Origin of the sequence: Burkholderia sp. BCC1985 (assembly GCF_905339915.1) — a bacterium.
Taxonomy (GTDB): Bacteria; Pseudomonadota; Gammaproteobacteria; order Burkholderiales; family Burkholderiaceae; genus Burkholderia.
In genome coordinates this window covers 21,737-43,034 of sequence record NZ_CAJPGY010000032.1, presented here as the reverse complement: position 1 = coordinate 43,034, position 21,298 = coordinate 21,737, and the positions used below count along the sequence as shown (strand labels likewise).

The window sequence follows — 21,298 nt, the reverse complement described above, 5'->3', positions numbered from 1 at the left end:
AGCCGAGTTGCTATCGTAAAATCACAAATAGAAAACCATGGTATGCGAAAAACAGATGGCATTCGATCTGACCCTCCGACAGTTGCGGTATTTCGTAGCCGCTGCCCAAACCGGCCAGTTCTCTATGGCGGCCGCCAACGAACACGTGTCGCAGTCCGCGATCACGAATGCCGTGCTCGCGCTCGAAAACGGGCTCGGTATGCGGCTGTTCGAGCGAATGCCGCAAGGCGTCGCGCTAACGCCTGATGGCCAGGATTTCTACAACCACGCGCGGCGCGTGCTGGATGCCGCGCGCGATGCCGTGCACAAGCCACCGTTTCGTTCGCACGACCTTCGCGGCACGGTGCGGATTGCGGCATCGTACACGGTTCTCGGCTATTTCCTGCCGGAGCTGCTCGCGCGCTTTCGTGCGACCTACCCGTACATCGAATTCGACCTGCGCGACATGGAACGTGCTGATGTCGAGGAGGGGGTGCTCGACGGCGAAATCGACATTGGTATCGTGTTGCTGTCGAACGTGGAGCGGCCGCACCATTTCGACAACCATGTACTGATCCGCTCGCGACGGCAACTGTGGATGGCGCCGTCGCACCCGCTCGCACAATTGGAAGCCCCATCATTGAAGGATATCGCCGCCCATCCCTACATACAGATCACCGTCGACGAAGGGGAACAATCGACGCTGAAATATTGGCGTGACGCGGGCGTCGCACCGAACATTGCGTTTCGCACGTCGTCGATGGAATCGTTGCGTGGACTGGTCGCGCACGGCTTCGGCGTAACGATCCTGTCGGATATGGTGTTTCGCCCGTGGTCGTTGGAAGGAAAACGTATCGAATCGCGGCCGATTCTGGACACGATTCCCCATTTGAACGCCGGCATGATCTGGCGCAAGGCGGCAAGATTGAATGCGGTAGCGACTGCGTTTCAACAATTTCTGATACACGCGCGTGGTGCTTGATGCGACAGGACTTTACAGGACTTTAAAGCTGCCACGTATCTGCTCGCCTTTTCCTTCCAGCAGGAGAATTACGCGTGCTGCTGACTATCTGGCCTCGTGGAGGCTTGGCTCCCGCTTACGATGCTGGCAATGATGACCAGCACCAATCTGCTCGAGTTCGGGTTGCACGGCGGTGCATCGCCACATCACGCAATTCATGTCAAGCATTCCCAGGATGCGCAACCTGGCATTGGGTCGCATCATCACGTTATCGTCAATCTCCGCACAGCTCGGCGGCGTCATTGGGACGCACTATGCCGCAAGCGAGAAAGGATTCGTAGGGTTGACGCGCTATTACGCCGCAGCACTCCCAAGGAAAGCAACACGTCGAACGCGATCGCCCCCGCGAGATTGGAACGAATATGCCGAAGGACAACCAGGCCCTCACGCCAACATTGATCCCGGTCGGCCGCTTCGGCAAGATCACCAACGTCAACAGCAGCTGGAACATGACCAGAGCGTCGTCGGCTGTTCGATCCGTAGCTGTCTGCATCCGCTAGCGAACCTGCCATCTGCGAGCACGCAGCCAGCACATCGGCACAAGTATGTGTCGGGTACCATCGGTACCCGACACATAGTGCGCATTACTTCGACAAGGTAAGCAAAAACGCACTGGCTGCACCGCTGGCAACCATGAATGTGCCGTTCACCGCGCTGGCCGTCTCTCCGTATTCGATTCCGACGGGCTTTCCATCCTGGCTACCATCGAATGTCTGGCCCCCGAGGGTGATGCCCCCCTTGGAACTGAAAGACGGCGCCATCAGCCGGGTAACAACGCCCGAGCTATATCCGGGGACCACGAGTTTCACCACACCGGACGCGGATTGATCCTTGTTCAACACGAGCACATTCACCACGTTTGTCATCGGATCGAGCGTTGCCCAGGTCTTCACGTTGGCACTGGTCTGCAGGCTGACCGGCAACAGTTTTCCCTGATGCGAGGTCGCCTTGGCGAATAGCAACATTCCGTAGTACAAGGACTGGACTTCACGGAGCGAATACTGCTGCGAAAACTGAGTCCCGGCTGGCGGGGCAATCGCCTTCGAGGCCACATACTGGGACTGGGGAACATCGAAATGGAATGCCGCATAAGCGTCCCATTGGTTGAAGCTGTTCCAGTTGTTGCTGTGAAAGTTGACGCCTGAAATTCCGACATTCGCGAACTCGAACATCGTATCGGTCGCCCAAAGCGCTGCTTCGAACGCATTGCTCACGCCATCCTGGCCCGACGACGACAGCGAATTCATCTCGGCCATTCGAAACGGCTTTCCCGCGACGGTGGCCAGCGGCACGTATGGCGCGACGAGCGACGGCTTAAGCGTGGAGGAAGTCGGCTGAAGCAGGAAGCCTGACGGAACGGTATTTCCTGCGTTGGCACCGGCCGTAACGTATGCATGCCAACTGACCTGCGCGAGCGACGGCGCCTCCTGTTGGATAAACGTGTTCAACTGATCCGTCGTAGCGAAGTCGGTTCTCGGCGGCAGGCGCTTGGACAACTGCGTATTGGGAAAGCGTGCGATAGACGGACCCACGAGCATGGTCCCCGGCTTCGCGGTCCGGATGCTCTGCCCGAAAGTCTGGAAGTCCGTCAGAAACGTCGAGAAGGGGTAGGCCGTGTTCTGGTAAAGATCCGGCTCGTTCCCGATTTCGATCGCCTGCACTGATCCCGTCGGCATCCTGTTGAGGTAACTTGTCGCCTGGCTCGTTGCCAGTGCCACGTCGCCCGCTTTGAAGTTCACGCCCAAAATGAACGAAACGCCGGCCGGCATGCTCCTGCTGTCAGCATACATTTGTGCGAACGGCGCAACCGTATCGGCGTCGGGCTGCCCGGTGCTATCTGTTGAACTGCCGCCGACGCGTAACGAGACAGGCCCTCCACCATATGCCTCGAGATTGGCGATCAATTGCCTGTAGATGGGATTGGGACTCGAGGGTGATCCCATCAACAGCTGCGCCTGACCCCACTCATGCGAAAACCCGAGGAAACCGGCGGGAATCACCCTGCCCGGTTGCGCCGGATCCACGGTCAAGCTTCCGATCGTCGCGGCCGGCACAACCGTGACGGTTACATCACGGGAAGTGGAAGCGTCCGGACCATTGCTTGCGGTGAGATGGTAGGTCGTGGTCTCCGAAGGCGCCACGACGGCCGAAGCGGCCGGCGTAGCAGTCACGCCACTCAGCGAAACGGATTTCGCGCCATCCGCCTCCCACGATAGCGTGGTTGTCTGACCGGCCGTGATCCTCGGCGAACTCGCTTCGAACCGCTGAATCACTGGCGCGGTGTTGCCGCTCCCCACCCCACCGCCACATCCTGCGATCGATATCGAGCCTAGAACCGGCACGAGCCACAACAAACCTACCAGTGGTCGCCGAGCAGCCGCAACGGATTTCGCGCGAATCCGATCCACGTTGTTTCTTTTCATGACATTCGTCCTGAAGTATGGAATTGTGAATATGGGTAAATGGCGGTCATCGCCTTTCATCACGCTCGGCGAAACCGGCCAGACCGCCAAATTGCATTCGGACTAGTGTCACTGGGTGATGGTCCCAGCCAAGCCGAGATTTCTGGACGAGTTACCCACATAGACCGTCGTCGCGCCGGCTGCAGGTGACCACTGTTGCGCGTCCTTGTCCCAGGTGCTCAACGGATGATTGTTTGCGCTCGGGTTGAGGTAGATCGTGACCGTCTGCGAGGCGCCCGGATTCAGGACAACCTTCTGGAACCCGACCAAGCGTTTCGGCGGCTCACCCGAGGATGACGGCAAGGCAACGTAGACCTGCACGACTTCCGCCCCCGCAACCTTCCCTGTATTGGTGACCGACGCGGTCACGTTATACGTCCCGTTGCTTCCTGGCGAAACGGCCGCGTTCTGGATCGTGAATGTCGTATAGGAAAGCCCGAACCCGAATTCAAACGCGGGGCTCTTGCTCATCGCGTCATACCAGCGATAACCCACCTTGAGCCCTTCGGTGTACGTCACAGTCGGCACTCCGTTGACCGAGACGCCCGGGTACTGCGCGGCACTGATCGAGTCCATGAACCCCTGGCCGACCTGGGGGAACGTCACTGGCAACTTCCCTGACGGATTCGTCACGCCGAACAGAAGATCCGCGACGATGTGCCCATCCTCCTGCCCCGGGAACCAGGCTTCGAGTATCGCGGCCGGCGCGGACGCGCCGCCTTTAAGCAGCGTCGGATCGAGCGCCTCGACCGCGTTGTCCTTGAGCACAAGCACGGTCTTCGCGTTCGCGGCAACCACGCTCTGGATCATCGCAAGCGTATTGCTGCTCTTGACGGTGCTGGTCGTCGTCATTGCGCTGGCCTTCGGCCCGTACCAGTCGAGCGTGTTGAGATATTTACCGGCGTCGAGACTCAGGCCGGTCGCATCGACGAACGTTGATTGATCGGCGCCCTCTTCGGAAATCGACCCGGCCATCACCACGACCGCATCGGCGCTGCCGATCAACGACTGGGCCGCCGCAAACGTCGATGCACTGCCGTCGATCGTGGCGTTCGAGTTCGAGTCGTCGACGAGCACGAGATGAACCTTCGCCGTCGTATTGCCGAGATTCGCGAGTACGTCCCGCATCCCTTGCAACGGCGAAACGGTATAGAGCGCGACCACGTCCGAACTCCCGCCGCCGGAGCCCATCGGGTTGCCAACGCTGCTGCCTCCGGCCACCGCTTGCTGCGCAAACACCTGCGAAGCCTTCCCGACGATCACGATGTTCTGCACTGCCTTGCTCAAAGGCAGCGTGCCGTCATTCTGCAGCAGCACCGCGGATTGCTCGCCGATGGCTTTCGCAACGGCCCCGTCTGCCACGGTATCGATCGGCGTTTGAACCAGCGGACGGTCGAAGATGCCTGCCTTGAACATCTGCGTGTAGCGGCGAGCCAATGCCGTATCGATATCCGACGTCTTGATCGCGCCGGAGGCGAGCGCGGCGTTCAGCTTGTCCGGCGTCCACCAAGTCGCCACTCCTGGGATGATTACGCCCGGCATTTCGTTGTCCAGCCCGGCGAGCATCGTTCCGGCCGTGCTGTGCGCGGCGAAGAAGTCCGACTGCACGTAACCGCCGAAACCCCATTGCCCACGCAGGACGTCGGCCAGGATGTGCTTGTTCTCGCACATCGAGAAGCCGTTGACGGAGTTGTACGAGCACATGACGGCACCAACCTGCCCGTCCTTGACTGCCATTTCGAATGGCAGCATGTAGAGCTCGTGCAACGTCCGGTCGTCGACGTTTTCCGAGATGATCATCCGGTTCGTTTCCTGCTCGTTCGCGACGAGATGCTTCGCCATCGCGATCATGCCGTGCGATTGGACCGCCTGGATCTCGGCGACGCCCATCGTGCCAGTGAGATACGGGTCCTCTCCCATGTACTCGAAGTTTCTGCCGCCGACAGGCAGCCGGGCCAAGTTCATGCCCGGCGCTTCGAACACGTGAAGCGCGAGGTTTGCGCCTTCCTTGCCGATCACGTCGCCGAATTGCGTCGCCACAGCGTGGTCGAACGACGCAGCCACCGCAATCGCGGACGGCAATGCGGTCGCCTTGGCCGAGGCAGCACTTGTCATTGCCGCGGCACCGCTCGACGCCGAGCCGGCGGGAACGCAATCGTTCTGGCCGATGCCGACCGGCCCATTGGTAATGCGGAGCGTGGGAATACGGTATTTCGGAAGTCCCGGAACATGGCGCGCGCCAAAACATTGGGGAAGCTCGGAAATTACGCCGGGGCCGCCCACCAGTTGCTCTTCCTTGTCGGGCAGTGCCATAGCAGCTACCAGCAAAGCAGCGCGCTGCTCGGGCGTCAACGACGTATCCATCCATGGCGATGAATTGCCGGCCGGCGATGATGCAGTCGAAGTGCTATCGCTACTGCCCCCGCACCCGCCTAACAGCACCGTCAGCCCCACTGCCAGACAGACCCCCGACTTCCTGACCGAAATTCCCATGTCTCGCTCCTTTTTCCCTATGGACTCTTTCGTATGTTTTGTACTGCTTATTTATTTCACCGCTTCATCACCTGGTCGCCGACTCCAACGCTTTGATCCGCGATGGATGCGTCTCCGCCCATCAATCCCAGGACGGGTCGGCACGCGGCCCGCGACGACATACCGCGAGAAATTTGATTGCGATATCACCCGGCGCGCCATCGTTTCGGCTCCGCTGATGCCGCCTGTTTCTCATGGCATGCGCGCAAGATTGGGAAAACGTTTATCCAAGAGTAGGGCGGTACCCCTCGTTTGACTAGTCGGTATTAACGCCTACAAATCCGTCCGACTGTACGCAAACCCGAGCAGCTTCGGCTCAAATGGGTAATCGTTTATCCGTCGAGACATCGGGGAACGGGTGCACTACTTCGATTTGCACGCTATTGACGCGTGATGGCAGAGGAGGGAATCCGGCGAGACGCTTTTCGACCACGCGTCGGCTCTGTGCCTCCGAGTCGGGCGGTCAGGACCGCGGACGATTTGACGTCGAGTCTCGTACAACCAGGCGCGGTTCGAGCAAAACACGCGTAGCGTCGCGCTGTCCGGACAGCGCTTCGAATACCTTTCGAGTCGCAATCTCGCCCATCTTTTCGCTCTGAGTGTCGACCGTCGTCAGCGCAGGTTCTGAATATTCGCCATAGGGCGCGTTGTCGATTCCCGTGACCGCAAAGTCTCGCGGTAGATGGAATCCAAGCGCCTTCGCGCCTTTCATGAACCCCAGCGCAATCAGGTCGTTGTAGCAGATCACCGCCTGCGGGCGGCGCGGGCCCAGGAGAATCCTCGAGCAAACTTGCTCGCCTGCCAATGCTGTCGGTGCGTGGACATCGTATACATCCAGAGACAACCCCTCCTCCGCCAGGCATTCGCTTGCGCCGCGAATCCGCTCGGGATCGATCGACGCCTGGCCAAACCCCAAATAGGCGATTTTCCGATGTCCGAGGTCGAGCAGATGCCGGGCCAGCATATAGGTAGCAAGACGATTGTCAATACCCACTGTCGGAATGGCAAGTTCATCCAGATGCCGCAGCATCACGACCGGCTTCTTTAAGTTCAGCATCCAGCCGGCTTCCCGCTCCGACAGGCGTGAACTCACGATCAAGCCGTCCACACGTTGCGCGAGTGCCTCGATCAATGAACGCTCGCGTGCAGGGTCTTCTTCTGTATCAACGAGCAGCAAGGTGTAATCGTGCGCCAGCGCAACCCGGTTGGCTCCTTTCACGACACTGGCAAAGTGCGGATTGCTGATATCCAGAATCGCGAGGCCAATGGTACGCGTGCGCCCGGTGATCATCGACCGCGCAAGGGGACTCGTTTGGTAACCCAGCTTTTCGATTGTAGCTTTCAAGCGAGACTCCACTTCCGGCGAGAAGCGCTTGGTCCCATTAACGTATTTCGATACGGTCGCGACCGAGACATCGGCTGCCGTTGCCACATCGCGGATCGTCGGGGTTGGGTTCTTCATAAAACGGAAGGGAGTTCGGGAATCCGGCAATTGTCGCAGAAGGTACAGCTCGCGCGCCTCGCGAGCGCCCCCGACAATCAACTCACCCGTTTTCACAGTGAGCGCAGGCTACGCATTGCCCCCCAATCAGGACGCTAAGTCGCAAATTCGTCTCCTCCAATGTTGGCATCGTTGGCGCGCAACCGAGGCGAGCCGCCAGATTTGCACGCACAACCGCCCGTGCAGGCGTTGCACCCACTTCGCAAAGAGGTGCTCGGGACGATGTGAAGTTGGCGAGCGTCGAGAAGGAGATCGCTACGTGATCGTCGGCCATTCGATGAGCGGCAAGGTCGCGCAACTGTTCGCGTCGCGCCGGCCGCGGGGGCTCGAAAGCCTCGTGCTCGTGGCGCCGTCGCCGATGCAGTTTTCCGACGAGCAGCGCGCCGGAATGGCCAAGATCTACGACACGCGCGAGTCGATCGCGTGGGCGCTCGACAATGTGCTCACCGCGAAAGCACTGTCACCCGCGCTTCGCGAGCAGGTTATCGTCGACAGTCTGGGCGGTGCCCCGCAGGCCAAGGTTGCGCGGCCACTCGGTGGCATGATCGAGGATATTACGGCCGACGTGTCGTCCATCGACGTGCCCGTGCTGGTGATCGCAGGGGAACGTGATCAGGTCGACCAGCCGGCAACGTTGCAGCGTGAGTTGCTGCCGCGCATCCCACATGCGCGGATGCTCGTGCTGCCCGGGACGGGACACCTGTCGCCGCTCGAAAACCCGTCAGCCGTCGCGGCATCTATTCGGCAATTCATGGAGCAAATGCGGAAGTGACATCCGGAAAGTTCCGTGTGATGGCCGACTGAATCGATCGCCGCCATCGCTCGGCCCAGTGTCGTTGCCAACCATTCAGTGCAGGAGGTCAGCATGCGTTTCTTCCCCAGGATAATCGCGGTGCGCAGGATCGATCCGGACACGCGGGCGAGTGCGGTGGATTTCGTCAACCGGGTCAACTGGCTGTTCGAGACATGGGATCTCGAGAACATGATCCAGTCCTTTACCGAGGACGCGAAAGTCATCCATTTCAAAGGCGAGATTAGTGGCGAAGCCAATATCCGCCACTTTCTCACCGAGATCTATCCTTATCTGGTTCCCGGCGTCAGTCGCTGCGGCACGGGCCACATCGTTGACGAAGAGGAAAACGGGCTCGTCGCGGTTCGTTATCACAACCTCCTCGTTCGATACGCGGTGCCCGAGGACGCGCCCCAGATGAGTGACGGCGAGCTCACCGAAAGCGACGACCTGCCAATGATCTGGATGTATTCGCCGATGCTCGACCGGCTTCGCAGGACCGGTGACGGCTGGCGGATCGCCGAGCGCTACATCGGCGGCTCGACGACGAATCGCCGACTGACGCCGCGCGACATTTCCGCCGCAGCGATCCGCCCGTTCCTGCCCGGCGCATGAAGCTCTGGACCATTCGACGTTCGCGCGGCGTCACGACCCGCGCCGACGACCCACCGGAGGCCCGCTCATGGCAATCCTTCTTTACGGCGCACGAACAGGCAACTGCCGCAGGGCGGCGATTGCGCTGGCGGAAGCCGGCCTTTCGTATGCCGCGCTCCAGGTCGACCTGCAGGCAGGCGCGCACAAGTCCGCTGCGTTCCGGGCGCTCAACCCGCGCGGTCTCGTGCCGGTCATGGTCGAGGACGACCCCGCCGGCGCCGCGCTCGTCCTCACCCAATCGAACGCGATCATGCTGTTTGCGGCAAGTCGGTCACCTGAGCGCCTCGCGCCCGAGCACGGCCGGCAGGCCGCCTTGTTCCTCGATCGTCTGTTCTATTTCGTCACGGAAGTGATCGCACCGAACGGCAGCGCTTTCGCGCTTGCACAGCACGGCAACGAACCGGGCGCCCGGCTGCTGGCCGGCCGCTCGATCGATGCGCTCGTCGAGGCCGAGCGATTCCTGGCCAGCAGCCCCTATATCGCGGGCGACACGTTCACGCTCGCGGACATCGCCGCGTACACGAGTGTCTTCGCCGTGACGCAGGACCTCGACTGGTCCGCCTTGCCGCGGCTCCACGCGTGGTACGCGCGGATCGGCGCGCGGCCCGGCGTCGTCCGCGGCATGGCGGCGTTCTAGCGACAGACGGCTCCGGACGCTTGTCTCCCCGGCAGGCCGGTACATCCCTTCCGTCGCCATGCCGTTGCGGTCCCGAATTAAAAACTTGCACATGAGAGCATATGCTCCTATATTGACTGACAGGAGCATATGCTCTCAATTTCACAGAGGATTTCAGCCATGAACGAAACATCGATTCTCGTCAGCGGTGCAACGGGCCGCACCGGCGGTGCAGCCATCGACGAACTGCTGCGGATGGGCCGGCGCGTGCGCGCCTACGTGCGCTCGGACGACGACCGCGCGGCCGCGCTGCGCGCACGCGGCGTCGACATCGCGGTCGGCGATTTCACCGACATCGACGCGATCCACGCCGCGATGGAAGGCGTCAGCGCCGCCTACTTCCTGCATCCGATCGCACCGGGCATCGTCAGTGCCGCCGCAAATTTCGCGCAGGCAGCGAAGGAAGCGGGCGTCGGCGCGATCGTGAACATGTCGCAGATTTCGGCCCGGCGCGAATCGACCAGCCACGCGGCGCAGGACCACTGGATTTCCGAGCGCGTGTTCGACTGGTCGGGCGTCCCGACGACGCACCTGCGCCCCACCTTCTTCGCGGACTGGCTCGTGTATCCGCACTTCGCGAAGGAGATCCGCGCCACGAGGAAGATCGAGTTCCCGTTCGCCGACGGACGCCACGCGCCGATCAGCTCGGACGATCAGGGCCGCGTGATCGCGCATCTGCTGGCGAATCCGGCCGGCCACGAAGGCCGGACCTACACGCTTCACGGCCCGGTGGAACTGAATCACACCGAGATCGCCGCGCTGATGAGCGACGTGCTCGGCGTCGAGATCGAATATGCTCCGACTTCGATCGAGGTGTTCAAGCACAAGATGGAGCAGCAGTACCAGTTCCCTCCGTTCCTCGTGCAGCACCTGGTCGAAGTTGCCCAGCACTATCGCGAGGGCATTTTCAAGGGTACCAACGATGTCGTCGAGCAGATCACCGGTACCCCCGCGCTGTCGGTGCCGGCCTTCATCGAGAAGTACCGCGGCGCATTTGCGTGACATGCGCATGACCCCGGCAATTGGCCGACTTCAAGGAGAAGAGAGATGCGGGCGAAAGACCAACCCATCGGTGTGGACCAATGCAATTGCTTTACGGTGAGGAAGGCCGCCCGTCAGATCTCGCGTCTGTACGACGCCCATCTCCAGCCGTCCGGCCTGCGCATCACCCAGTTCCTGATACTCGCGACGCTGAACGAGCGTGACAGCGCGTCGGTCAATGCGCTCGCCGAGCGCCTCGACATCGAGCGCACGGCGATGGGAAAAATGGTCGGCGTGCTGGAGCGGGACGGCTTCGTCACGATGCGGCCGTCCCCGGAAGACGGCCGCATTCGCATCGTCGAGCTCACGCCGGAAGGCGTGAAGCTGTTCGAGCGTGCGGCGCCGCTGTGGCGGGAAGCGCAGCGCCAGTTCGCGATTCTGAACGGCGCGGAACACGTCGACGTGCTGCGTCGCAGCCTCACGCAGATGCAGGTCGGGGCCGATTCTCCGTCTTCCCCGGAATGAATGCGGTTCCGGCTCGCGCGGTCGTCGAAACCGCACGAGCCGCACCCTCTTTCCGGATCTTCAGCCATGCCGTTTCATCCATCGATGGAGTCAAACGATGAAGATCAAGGATTCAGTCGTATTCGTGACCGGCGCGAGCCGTGGGCTCGGTCTGGCCTTTGCCCGCGAAGCGCTCGCGCGCGGCGCCGCCAGGGTGTATGCCGGCGTCCGCGATCCGGCCCGCTTCAGCGAGCCGGGGATCGTGCCGGTCAGGCTCGACGTGACCGATCCGGCGTCCGTCGTTGCGGCCGCCGGAATCGCGTCCGACGTGACGCTGCTCGTCAACAACGCCGGCATCGCCGAGATTGCCGAATCGCCGTTCGCGGACGATGCGGAAGCCCAGGCACGGCGCCTGTTCGAGACCAACTACTACGGCCTCGCGCGCACGACGCAGGCGTTCCAGGCATCGCTGCCCGGCGACGGCACGGGCGGCATCATCAACGTGCTGTCGGACGTCACGTGGCGAAGCGTGCCGATCCTCGCGCCGTATTCGGCGTCGAAGGCGGCCGCGTGGAGCTATACGAACAACGTCCGGGTCCACCTCGCGAAGCGACGCATCCAGGTGGTCGGCGTGCATGTCGGCTTCGTCGACACCGATCTCACGCGGGACTTCGACGGGCCGAAGGCAGCCGACTACAACCATCGCTCGCGGAGACCCGCCAGGAAAGACTCCCGCAGTTGCAGATAGCCTCCTACCCACAATCCTACCCATATTCGGCTCAGCGGCAATCCAATATCGATCGTAATGGCCTGATGGCAAAAAGGGACGCCGAGCAGTTTCCCGCCAAAATGCCCTAAAAGTTGCCCTCACGGGCTCGGTTGCGTTCGGGACTCCCTACAAGCCGCCACGATGCTGGCATGCGGTCCGACGAGAGTGATAATTATGTAGTTCTCGAAGCCCCGTCAACAGGCGACTGTTGAAGCTCTGTTCGTGTCCTCGGTGATGCTCAACACTCGGTCGTCCGACTAGCCCAGGCCCCGTTCGCAAGCGCAAAGGCACCACCTGTCGTGCCGGCGCGCAATCCGAGGCAATTTCAGGAGCGAGACGCTGCGATAGCGTGCGAGAACCCTCCACTCAACTCACCCCGTAGATACTCCACCAGCGCGCGCACTGCGCTAGGCACGACTGGACTGTAAGGACGGATTGCGAAGATATAGTCTCCGAATGCGCCCGATGGACGCCAGGCGCCCAGAAGCGGCACGAGACGGCCCGCGTCGATGTCGCGCTGTGCGCTGAAATCCGGCAGCAACGCGATGCCGAGGCCACCGAGCGCCGCCTCCCGCATCGCTTCGCTATTGTTCGCTGCGAAACAGCCGCGCACCGGCACGCTCACGCGCGCGCGCCGCCGGTCACGCGGCTCGAAGCTCCATGCGGTCGGCTCGTTGCCGCGCAAATAGCACAGGCAATCATGAGCGACGAGCGCGTTTGGATGGTCGGGGGTGCCGCGTCGCGCCAGGTACTCGCGGCTCGCGACAAGCAGCGAACGCGTCTCGCAGAGCTTCCACGCGACGTGCGTCTGCGGCGCGGTGGTCGTATGACGAATCGCAAGGTCGAAGCCTTCTTGCGACAACGAAAACAGCCGGTCCGACAACTCCAGTTCGATGCGCACCCCCGGATACTGTTCGATGAAGGCCGGAAACAGCGGCACGATCTGCTGCCGGCCGAGCGCAACAGGCATTGTCACGCGCACGAGGCCGCGCGGCTCGCCGGCCAGATCCTTCACACGCGCGAAGTTCATCTCGATTGTCTCGTATGCCTCGCGCGTGGTGTCGACGAGCGTCTGCCCCGCCTCCGTGAGCCGCACACTGCGCGTTGTCCGCCGCACGAGCGGTACGCCGGCTGCCCCCTCGAGATCGGCGATGCGCTGACTCATTGCCGCCTTGCTGATACCGAGCCGCTGCGCCGCAGCAGTGAAGCTCCCGGTCACGGCGAGCACCGTCAGGGAATGGATGTGCGGCCAAAGGGCTTGGGTATTTTGAGAATTCATCGCTCGATTATTCAGCATTCTGAACAGTGAATCAATTGTAGTGGTCTTCTCCAGCCGCCGTCATTTGCCTAGACTGAGGCCTTCTCAATCAGGACCACGGATCAGGAGACGACTTGATGACCACCGTTCCCGCCTTCACCTCGTCCGACGACGTCGGCCACTACATCAACGGCGCCCGCGTGTCGGGCGCAAGCGGCCGCTTCCAGGACGTATTCAATCCGGCAGCCGGCAAGCCCGCCCGCCGTGTCGCGCTCGCCGACGACAACGAGGTCGCCGAGGCCGTCGCCGCCGCACAAGCCGCCTTCCCGGCGTGGTCCGAGACGCCGCCGATCCGCCGCGCGCGCGTGATGCACCGCTTCCTGCAACTGATGAACGAGCATCGCGACACGCTCGCCGCGATCATCACCGCCGAACACGGCAAGGTGTTCTCCGACGCGCAGGGCGAAGTCGCGCGCGGCATCGACATCATCGAATTCGCCGCGGGCGTGCCGCAACTGCTCAAGGGCGACTTCACCGATCAGGTCAGCACCGGCATCGACAACTGGACGATGCGCCAGCCGCTGGGCGTCGTCGCGGGCATCACGCCGTTCAACTTCCCGTGCATGGTGCCGTGCTGGATGTTCCCGGTCGCACTCGCAACGGGCAACACGTTCGTGCTGAAGCCGAGCGAGCGCGATCCGTCGGCGGCACTGTTCATCGCCGATTTGCTGACCGAGGCGGGCCTGCCCAAGGGCGTCTTCAACGTCGTGCAAGGCGGCAAGAACGCGGTCGACGCGCTGATCGATCATCCGGACGTGCAAGCCGTCAGCTTCGTTGGCTCGACGCCGATCGCGCACTACGTCCACCAGCGCGCATCGCAAAACGGCAAGCGCGCGCAGGCGCTCGGCGGCGCGAAGAACCATATGGTCGTGATGCCCGACGCGAACCTCGATCAAGCGGTCGACGGGCTGATCGGCGCCGCCTATGGCTCGGCCGGCGAGCGCTGCATGGCGATCAGCGTCGCAGTGCTGGTCGGCGACATCGGCGATCGCGTCGTCGCGAAGCTCGCCGAGCGCGCGAAAACCCTCGTCATCGGTGACGGCATGTCGCCGGAAGTCGAAATGGGCCCGATTGTCACCGGTGAGGCGCTGAAGCGGATCGAAGGCTACATCGACATCGGTGTGCAGGAAGGCGCGAAGCTCGTCGTCGACGGTCGCGGCCTGAAGGTGCCGGGCCACGAGCAAGGCTTCTTTACCGGCGGCACGCTGTTCGACAACGTGACGACCGATATGCGCATCTACAAGGAAGAAATCTTCGGGCCGGTGCTTGCCTGCGTGCGCGTGAAGGATTTTGCCGAAGCCGTGAATCTGATCAATGCGCATGAGTTCGGCAACGGCGTCGCTTGCTACACGAGCGACGGCGGCATCGCGCGCGAATTTGCACGCCGCATCCAGGTCGGCATGGTCGGCATCAACGTGCCGATTCCCGTGCCGATGGCGTGGCATGGGTTCGGCGGCTGGAAGAAGAGCCTGTTCGGCGACATGCACGCATACGGCGAAGAAGGCGTACGCTTCTATACGAAGCAAAAATCGATCATGCAGCGCTGGTCGTCGAGCATCGGCAAGGGTGCGGAATTCGCAATGCCGACCGCGAAATAAGTGCAGTGTATTTGCTGGTTCCTCGAATCGGCAATGTCAGGACCCAAGAGAGCGGGCCCCGCTCGTCGTCCTGAGTGGGCTCCGTCGCGAGAGCTGGGGTTTAGTGCGGCATCCGAAAGGATGTCGCATTTTTTTGGTTCATCGCAGGAAACCGTGGAGCCTTGGAGAGCGATAGCGCAACCTCACGCCTGACTTTAAGGGTGTCACGAGGAAGAATTGCTCGATCGCAAGGCGTTGCAAGCATTGGGCTGCTGGACAGACTATTTAGAACGAGTCGAGGGGCGCAACGCAACGACCGGACCCACAGTTGTCGCGGCGATCGCGCGATGTCTCGTATCGTCAGGAACGCTCGCCGCGCGAGCGTCAGCCCACACCTTTCAAATCGGCGCGCAGCACCGACACGGCGTACCCTCCCAAGGCCCATATCCGTGTGCGCGGACTGCCCATTGGGCTATGTTGTGAGCAATTCGATCGCATAGCGGCCGGGCCTCACACGGCCATACCCCGGCGCATCTACCCACACGCGACTCGTTCACTCCGGACGATGCATGCGGCCATTGGACGCTCGCGGGCGGCATTGCGCGGACTCGAACATCTGCCCTACTTCATTGGTCACGTGCCTGCCTTTCGATAAATTCCATCCGGCCCCAAAACGTTGCCCGACCACCGATCGAGTCGAGCTATATGTAATGGATTACATTTGCTGTATAATCTAGTTTCCAGAAGGCCCCCGTCAAGCTCCCCTCAACATCCAATCGGGTACCGCTCTCTGGCAAATCTTCTGCTCCACTCTCGCACTCGATTTCCCAGCATGCCACTTGTATCGATCGCGGTTCTCCTAACGTTCCAATGTCTAGGAGAAGGACTGACATATCTCTTGCAACTCGCCGTACCAGGGCCGGTCATCGGCATGCTACTCCTTCTTGTCAGCCTCCACATCTTTCCGTCGCTCGCGACAACACTGGAGTCAACTGCCGCCAGCCTGTTGCAAAACCTATCTCTTCTCTTCGTTCCGGCTGGCGTTGGTGTAATGTCGACCGTCGATGGAATCAAGGGCGATCTCCTGCCCATCGCTCTGTCGCTCGCGCTTAGCACGCTGCTCACAATCGCCGTGACTGCGATGACCATGCAGTATTTGACGCGCCTCACGTCGCAATGTAACAACCGACCAGGACATGCATCGTGATTGCGCAACAAAAGTTGGCCGCCCTTTGGGTCTATCTCGCGGCGTCGCCGCTCGCTGGCCTCACGTTGACGCTCGTCGCGTATCTATCTGCGCAGGCGATTTACCGCAGGGCACGATTTAGTCCGTTCGCGAATCCGGTACTGATCTCCATCGTGCTTATCGTAGCAGCCCTGGCGTTGAGTGGGACGTCGTATCGAACCTACTTCGACGGAGCACAGTTTGTCCATTTCCTGCTTGGCCCGGCCACAGTCGCTTTAGCGCTCCCGCTCTACCGACAATGGGCAAACCTTCGCAAAGCCGCGCTACCTCTCCTCGGTGCACTGACCGTGGGCTCAACCACCGCGGTCATTTCTGCATTGATCATCGCGGGCACGCTGGGCGCTTCGCATCGCACACTCGCATCCATTGCGCCGAAATCGGCGACCACGCCAATCGCGATGGCGATTGCTGAACGTCTCGGTGGCATCCCGTCGCTCACCGCCGTCTTGGTTATCTGCACTGGCATTTTCGGCGCTGTGACCGCACGCTCGCTGCTTAACCTCCTACGCATCTCAGCGCCCGAAGTTCGGGGATTTGCGCTCGGGGTTGCGTCACATGGAATCGGCACAGCACGCGCTTTTCAAGTCAACGCGACGATGGGCGCCTACGCGGGACTTGGGATGGGCTTGAACGGGGTACTGACCGCGGTGGTCGCACCGATGCTGATGTCAGTCGTCTCGAACTGGCTCCATTAACACTATCCTACGTTCCTACCATGCGTTAGAGATCGCGCACCTAAGGCTCATCGCCTTCCCAAAAGTCGAATAAATGTAATCCTTTACATTCGTTTTTGCGAGGCATAGAATCCGCATCAAAGTCGTATGCGCGTTGGAGATGTCGTGATAGACGCGCTAGCGAGCCTACAGCCGCGACAGCACGGCACGGTCTTATTTCAGAATTTTTCGGAGGCAACACCATGCAGGACATTCATCGCCGGCAGATCCGCACCGACTACGATTACGTGGTGATCGGCTCCGGTTCGGCAGGCAGCGTCGTCGCAGCACGTCTGGCCGAGGATGCCGGCACGCGCGTACTCCTCATCGAAGCAGGCCCCAAGGACACCAGCACCTATATCCGGATGCCGGCGGCCCTCGGTTTCCCGCTGATGGACGACAAGTTCAACTGGTACATGCACTCCGAGCCCGAGCCGGGCCTCAACGAGCGGAAGATCTACGAAGCGCGCGGACGCGTGCTCGGCGGCTGTTCGTCGATCAACGGCATGAACTGGGTCCGCGGCAACCCGTGGGACTACGACAACTGGGAGGCGATGGGCAACGCGGGCTGGAGCTATGCGGATGTGCTTCCGTACTTCCGCAAGGCCGAAACCTTCGACAAAGGCGCGAACGACTATCGCGGCGGCAACGGCCCGATGCATATCGAGACGTGTCGCGCCGACAATCCGCTGTATCGCGCATTTCTCGAAGCAGGCAAGCAGGCCGGCCTGCCGCACGTGGACGACCACAACGCCTACCGGCAGGAAGGCGTTCACATCACGCAGCGCAACGTGCACCGCGGCCTGCGCTGGAGCACGTCCCGCGCGTATCTGCACGAAGCGCCACCGCGCGACAATCTTCATGTCTGGAGCATGGCGCAAGTGCTGAAACTCGAGTTCGCGGGCAAGCGCGCAGTCGCCGTGCTGGTGCGCGTCGGTTCCGAAACGAAGCGGATCAGCATTTCGCGCGAGGCGATCGTGTGCGGCGGTGCCATCCATTCGCCGCAGATCCTGATGCTGTCCGGCATCGGCAACGGCAACGACCTGCGGCGCCTGTCGATCAACGTCGTGTCGGACCTGCGCGGCGTTGGCCAGGGTCTGAAAGATCACCTAGCCGCTCCTGTTCAGTACCGCGCGACGCAGAACGTCTCGGCTGCACGGGAGCTGACGACGTTCGGCAAGCTGAAACTGGGCGTTCAGTGGAAGCTGTTCAAGAAGGGGCTCGGCGCCACCAACTTCTTCGAGGTGGGCGCGTTCATCCGCACGCAGGACGACATCAAGGTACCGAACGTGCAGTTCGAGTTCATTCCGATGCTCGGTGAATTCCAGCACGGCAACGTAAAACTGGAGAACGGCTTCCAGTACTTCTTCAGCCTGATGCGCCCGACCAGCAGCGGGCGCGTCTGGATCGACAGCGCCGATCCACTGGCCCCGCCGAAATTCGTGTTCAACTTCCTGACGACCGAAACGGACCGGCGCGACGCGATTGCTGCGGTACGCGCAATCCGCAACGTGGTCGGCCAGCAGGCATGGGCGCCACTGCGCGGCGACGAAGTCACGCCCGGCCGGCCTGTCCAGACCGACGAGCAGATCCTCGCCTATCTGCGCGAAACGGCCGGAACGAACTACCACCCGAGCTGCACGTGCCGGATGGGAACGGGCGACGATGCGGTGGTCGACGCGCAGGGGCGCGTGCACGGCGTCGACAACGTACGCGTGGTCGACGCGTCGATCATGCCCGAAATCGTCAGCGGCAACCTCAATGCGCCGGTCATCATGATGGCCGAAAAGATCGCCGACAACATTCGCGGCCGCTCGGAACCGCCGGCGAGCAAAGCCGAATACTACAAAGCGGCCTAGACCCCGCTTGTCCCGCGATTGCCTCCGACAGGGCCGGTCGCGTGGTCTTCAGGCCGTGAACGCGATTCGTCGTTCACGGCTTTTTTTTGATGACCGACCGGGCACAGTCCGGCCTCCAATCGAACGCGTTGAAACCTCCATGAACCAGCTTTCCATGCCGCCCGAAATCGCACGGCCTGACGATCGCGACACGCGCCGCCGCGGCGCGACAGTCGCGATCGCATTCCTGATCGGCGCCGGGCTGATCAACAACCTCGACCGCAGCGCGCTATCGGTTGCCAATCATCTCGTCGCGTCGGAACTACAGCTCTCGGCCGCACAAATGGGCATGCTGATGTCGTCGTTCTCGATCGTGTATGCGTTTTCCCAGCTGCCTATCGGGTTGATCCTCGACCGCCTCGGCGCACGGATCGTGTTCGGACTGGGTCTGCTGTTCTGGTCGACTGCACAGCTCGCGTGTGGCTTCGTCCAGACCTTCCAGCAATTGCTATTGGGACGCGCGTTGCTCGGCGTCGGCGAATCGCCACACTATCCCGCCTGCGCGAAGATCGTCAGCGAATGGTTCCCCGCGGAAAAACGCGGCGGACCGACCGGCCTGTTCCTGATCGCCGGGACCGTCGCGCCGGCGCTTGCACCGCCGTTGCTGACGCTGCTGCTGATCGCAGTAGGCTGGCGGATGATGTTCGCGACACTGGGCGTGCTGGGCATCGGGTTGGCGCTGACGTGGTTTGCCGTCTACCGGAATCGGACTACCGATCGAGGGACGAGTGGCACGGCAGAACAAGATGATCAGGCACACGCCTCGCGCCCGGGATTCGCCGAATGGCGCGCACTGATGTTCCAGCGCAACACGATCGCGATGATGCTCGGCTCGGCGGGCGTGATCTACATGATCTGGCTGTATGTGTCATGGCTGCCAGCCTACCTCGAGCATGAACAGCACGTGAGCATCGCCAAGACCGGATGGCTTGCAGCCATTCCGTACGCGGCCGGAACACTCGGCCAGTTGACCTGCGGCACCTTCATCGACTTCCTGACCCTCAAGGGATACAGTGTTTCGCTGAGCCGCAAGATCCCGACGTGCATCGGCCTCGTGGTCGCCGCGATGTTCACGGCCGCCGCTGCGGCGGCACACACGCCGGTACTCGCGGTCGCCGCAATTTCGGGCGCGCTGTTCTCGATTTATTTTGCAAATGTCGGCACTTGGGCCATCGTCGGCGTGATGGTGCCGAGCCGGCTGGTTGCCACGATGGGCAGCGTACTGACGTTCGGCGGCTATCTTGGCGGATCGGCCGCACCTGTGATCACCGGCCTGATCGTGGACCGCACGCACTCGTTCGCAAACGGCCTGCTCATCAGTGCATGCTTGGCGATCGCGGCCGCCGCAGTATTCGCGTTCGGAATTCGGATCAAGGACCGGATCTGAAATCGGGTATGGTCTGTCGCGCGTTGCGACAACCGCAAGCCGGAGCGCGACGTAGTGACGCTCTCCGGCCAACGTACTTCCCAGAGCGGCATCTTGGCGATGCCGGATGCGCGCAGCCCCCGGGCAGCAGCCCGGGCATTACATGCGCGCGCAACGGATCACGCAGGCTTTCTCCACAAATCGCTCAGCGTATAACCGGTCGGCAGAGGATCGCTCGCATCGAGCACGTACTGATGGTAACCGGTGATCCATGCGCTGCCGGTAATCATCGGGCGAATGCCCGGCTGGCCGCCGATCGACAGCGTCTCGGCAATCTCGCCGATGAACTCTGTGCCAAGGATCGATTCGTGCACGAAACGCTCGCCCGGCCGGATCTGCCCGCGCGCATGCATGACAGCGAGGCGCGCGCTGGTTCCTGTTCCGCAGGGCGAACGGTCGACTCGGCCCGGCGATACGATCACGCTGTTCTTCGCACGCAGGCCGCCATCGGCGCCCCGCTGCAGCGGCCCAGCAAAGAGCGTCTGGTTGATCGTGTGGATCTCGGGATTTTCAGGATGCACGGCGGGGATTTGCTCGGCGGCGGCAGCCTTGATCCGTTCGCCGATTTCGACCATGCGTCCTGCTTCGTCGGGCTCGATCGCGAAGCCGACAGCCGTCGCATCGACGAGTACATAGATCATCCCGCCATAGGCCACGTCGACCTTCAGGGTGCCGAGACCGGGCACTTCGACCGGCAGGTCGAGGCCGAACACGAAACACGGCACGTTCGAAAAACGCACGTTCACGCATTTGCCATCGCGACATTCGGCACGTACGCGCACTAGGCCTCCCGGCGCTTCAAGCGTGACGTCGGTGTACGGCTCCTGCATCGGGATCATGCCGGTCTCGAGCAACGCGGTGACCGTGCAGATCGTGTTGCTGCCCGACATCGGCACATAGTATTCGGCCTCCATGATCACGAAACCCGCGTCCGCTTCCGGGTTGCACGGCGGCAGTACCAGGTTCACGCATTGCGTGACGCTGCCGCGCGGCTCATGCAGCAGAAATTTGCGCAGATCGTCGCCTTGCGTCTCGAGATAGCGCATTTTTTCGAACATCGTGTTGCCCGGCACGTCGAGCACGCCACCGGTGATGACGTCGTTGCGCTCGCCGCCAGTATGGACGCCGACGACGTTGACCATTCGCTTCAGTTTCATTTTTCGCTCTGTCTTGCGGCCGGCTCGCCACCGAGCCGGCCCGATCATACCCGCCGCCGGTCGTCGCATCGGCGCGACGAAACCGGCGAACCTC

General features: G+C 61.8%; 18 protein-coding genes. 13 read left to right on the top strand and 5 right to left on the bottom strand.

Going from position 1 to position 21,298, the window contains the following annotated elements; translation table 11 throughout:
- Nucleotides 1-55 precede the first annotated feature (55 nt).
- Entirely contained in the window at nt 56-961 is a 906-nt protein-coding gene (locus U4Z31_RS26920; protein WP_321811898.1) for a LysR family transcriptional regulator, read from the top strand.
- Nucleotides 962-1,362: 401 nt separating this feature from the next.
- Nucleotides 1,363-1,500: a hypothetical protein gene (locus tag U4Z31_RS26915; protein WP_321811897.1), complete on the top strand. Its 138-nt coding sequence runs from the start codon at nt 1,363-1,365 to the stop codon at nt 1,498-1,500.
- 84 nt (nt 1,501-1,584) lie between these two features.
- On the opposite strand, the gene U4Z31_RS26910 is transcribed toward U4Z31_RS26915, so the two are convergent.
- From U4Z31_RS26910 to U4Z31_RS26900, 3 genes are all read right to left on the bottom strand, one after another.
- Complete coding sequence (locus U4Z31_RS26910; RefSeq protein ID WP_321811896.1) at nt 1,585-3,423, bottom strand: glycosyl hydrolase family 79 C-terminal domain-containing protein; 1,839 nt, start codon at nt 3,421-3,423, stop codon at nt 1,585-1,587.
- Nucleotides 3,424-3,531: 108 nt separating this feature from the next.
- The gene (locus U4Z31_RS26905) at nt 3,532-5,814 is read right to left on the bottom strand and encodes a beta-glucosidase family protein (protein ID WP_321811895.1); all 2,283 of its coding nucleotides are present in this window, start codon (nt 5,812-5,814) and stop codon (nt 3,532-3,534) included.
- Nucleotides 5,815-6,457: 643 nt separating this feature from the next.
- A complete protein-coding gene (locus tag U4Z31_RS26900) occupies nt 6,458-7,456 on the bottom strand; it encodes a LacI family DNA-binding transcriptional regulator (RefSeq protein ID WP_321811894.1) in 999 nt (332 codons plus the stop codon).
- Between the two features lie 97 nt (nt 7,457-7,553).
- Between U4Z31_RS26900 and U4Z31_RS26895 the strand changes: the two genes are divergently transcribed.
- From U4Z31_RS26895 to U4Z31_RS26870, 6 genes are all read left to right on the top strand, one after another.
- Entirely contained in the window at nt 7,554-8,267 is a 714-nt protein-coding gene (locus U4Z31_RS26895) for an alpha/beta hydrolase (protein ID WP_321811893.1), read from the top strand.
- 93 nt (nt 8,268-8,360) lie between these two features.
- The gene (locus U4Z31_RS26890; RefSeq protein WP_321811892.1) at nt 8,361-8,900 is read left to right on the top strand and encodes a nuclear transport factor 2 family protein; all 540 of its coding nucleotides are present in this window, start codon (nt 8,361-8,363) and stop codon (nt 8,898-8,900) included.
- A gap of 67 nt (nt 8,901-8,967) precedes the next feature.
- On the top strand, nt 8,968-9,576 hold the full coding sequence (locus U4Z31_RS26885; RefSeq protein WP_321811891.1) for a glutathione S-transferase family protein: 609 nt from the start codon (nt 8,968-8,970) through the stop codon (nt 9,574-9,576).
- Nucleotides 9,577-9,735: 159 nt separating this feature from the next.
- Complete coding sequence (locus tag U4Z31_RS26880; protein WP_321811890.1) at nt 9,736-10,617, top strand: NmrA family NAD(P)-binding protein; 882 nt, start codon at nt 9,736-9,738, stop codon at nt 10,615-10,617.
- A gap of 45 nt (nt 10,618-10,662) precedes the next feature.
- Complete coding sequence (locus tag U4Z31_RS26875) at nt 10,663-11,121, top strand: MarR family winged helix-turn-helix transcriptional regulator (RefSeq protein WP_321811889.1); 459 nt, start codon at nt 10,663-10,665, stop codon at nt 11,119-11,121.
- Between the two features lie 97 nt (nt 11,122-11,218).
- Nucleotides 11,219-11,848, top strand: a complete 630-nt coding sequence (locus U4Z31_RS26870; RefSeq protein WP_321811888.1) for an SDR family NAD(P)-dependent oxidoreductase — start codon at nt 11,219-11,221, stop codon at nt 11,846-11,848.
- Between the two features lie 346 nt (nt 11,849-12,194).
- Here U4Z31_RS26870 and U4Z31_RS26865 read toward each other — a convergent pair whose 3' ends face one another.
- Nucleotides 12,195-13,148, bottom strand: coding sequence for a LysR family transcriptional regulator (locus U4Z31_RS26865; protein WP_321811887.1), 954 nt, complete (start codon nt 13,146-13,148; stop codon nt 12,195-12,197).
- 116 nt (nt 13,149-13,264) lie between these two features.
- Here U4Z31_RS26865 and U4Z31_RS26860 point away from each other — a divergent pair, with 116 nt between their 5' ends.
- The 5 genes from U4Z31_RS26860 (at nt 13,265) to U4Z31_RS26840 (ending at nt 20,008) form a co-directional block, all read left to right on the top strand.
- Nucleotides 13,265-14,785, top strand: coding sequence for a CoA-acylating methylmalonate-semialdehyde dehydrogenase (locus U4Z31_RS26860; protein ID WP_321811886.1), 1,521 nt, complete (start codon nt 13,265-13,267; stop codon nt 14,783-14,785).
- 811 nt (nt 14,786-15,596) lie between these two features.
- Entirely contained in the window at nt 15,597-15,971 is a 375-nt protein-coding gene (locus U4Z31_RS26855; protein ID WP_060344097.1) for a CidA/LrgA family protein, read from the top strand.
- Nucleotides 15,968-16,705 carry an LrgB family protein gene (locus U4Z31_RS26850; RefSeq protein ID WP_321811885.1) on the top strand — a complete coding sequence of 246 codons (738 nt, stop codon included), beginning with the start codon at nt 15,968-15,970 and terminating at the stop codon, nt 16,703-16,705. Before U4Z31_RS26855 ends, U4Z31_RS26850 begins: the two co-directional genes overlap by 4 nt.
- Before the next feature lie 95 nt (nt 16,706-16,800).
- Nucleotides 16,801-18,582, top strand: a complete 1,782-nt coding sequence (locus tag U4Z31_RS26845; protein WP_321811884.1) for a choline dehydrogenase — start codon at nt 16,801-16,803, stop codon at nt 18,580-18,582.
- Nucleotides 18,583-18,721: 139 nt separating this feature from the next.
- On the top strand, nt 18,722-20,008 hold the full coding sequence (locus U4Z31_RS26840; protein WP_321811883.1) for an MFS transporter: 1,287 nt from the start codon (nt 18,722-18,724) through the stop codon (nt 20,006-20,008).
- A gap of 158 nt (nt 20,009-20,166) precedes the next feature.
- Here the strand turns inward: U4Z31_RS26840 and U4Z31_RS26835 are convergent, their stop codons facing one another.
- A complete protein-coding gene (locus tag U4Z31_RS26835; RefSeq protein WP_321811882.1) occupies nt 20,167-21,252 on the bottom strand; it encodes a proline racemase family protein in 1,086 nt (361 codons plus the stop codon).
- Nucleotides 21,253-21,298 lie beyond the last annotated feature (46 nt).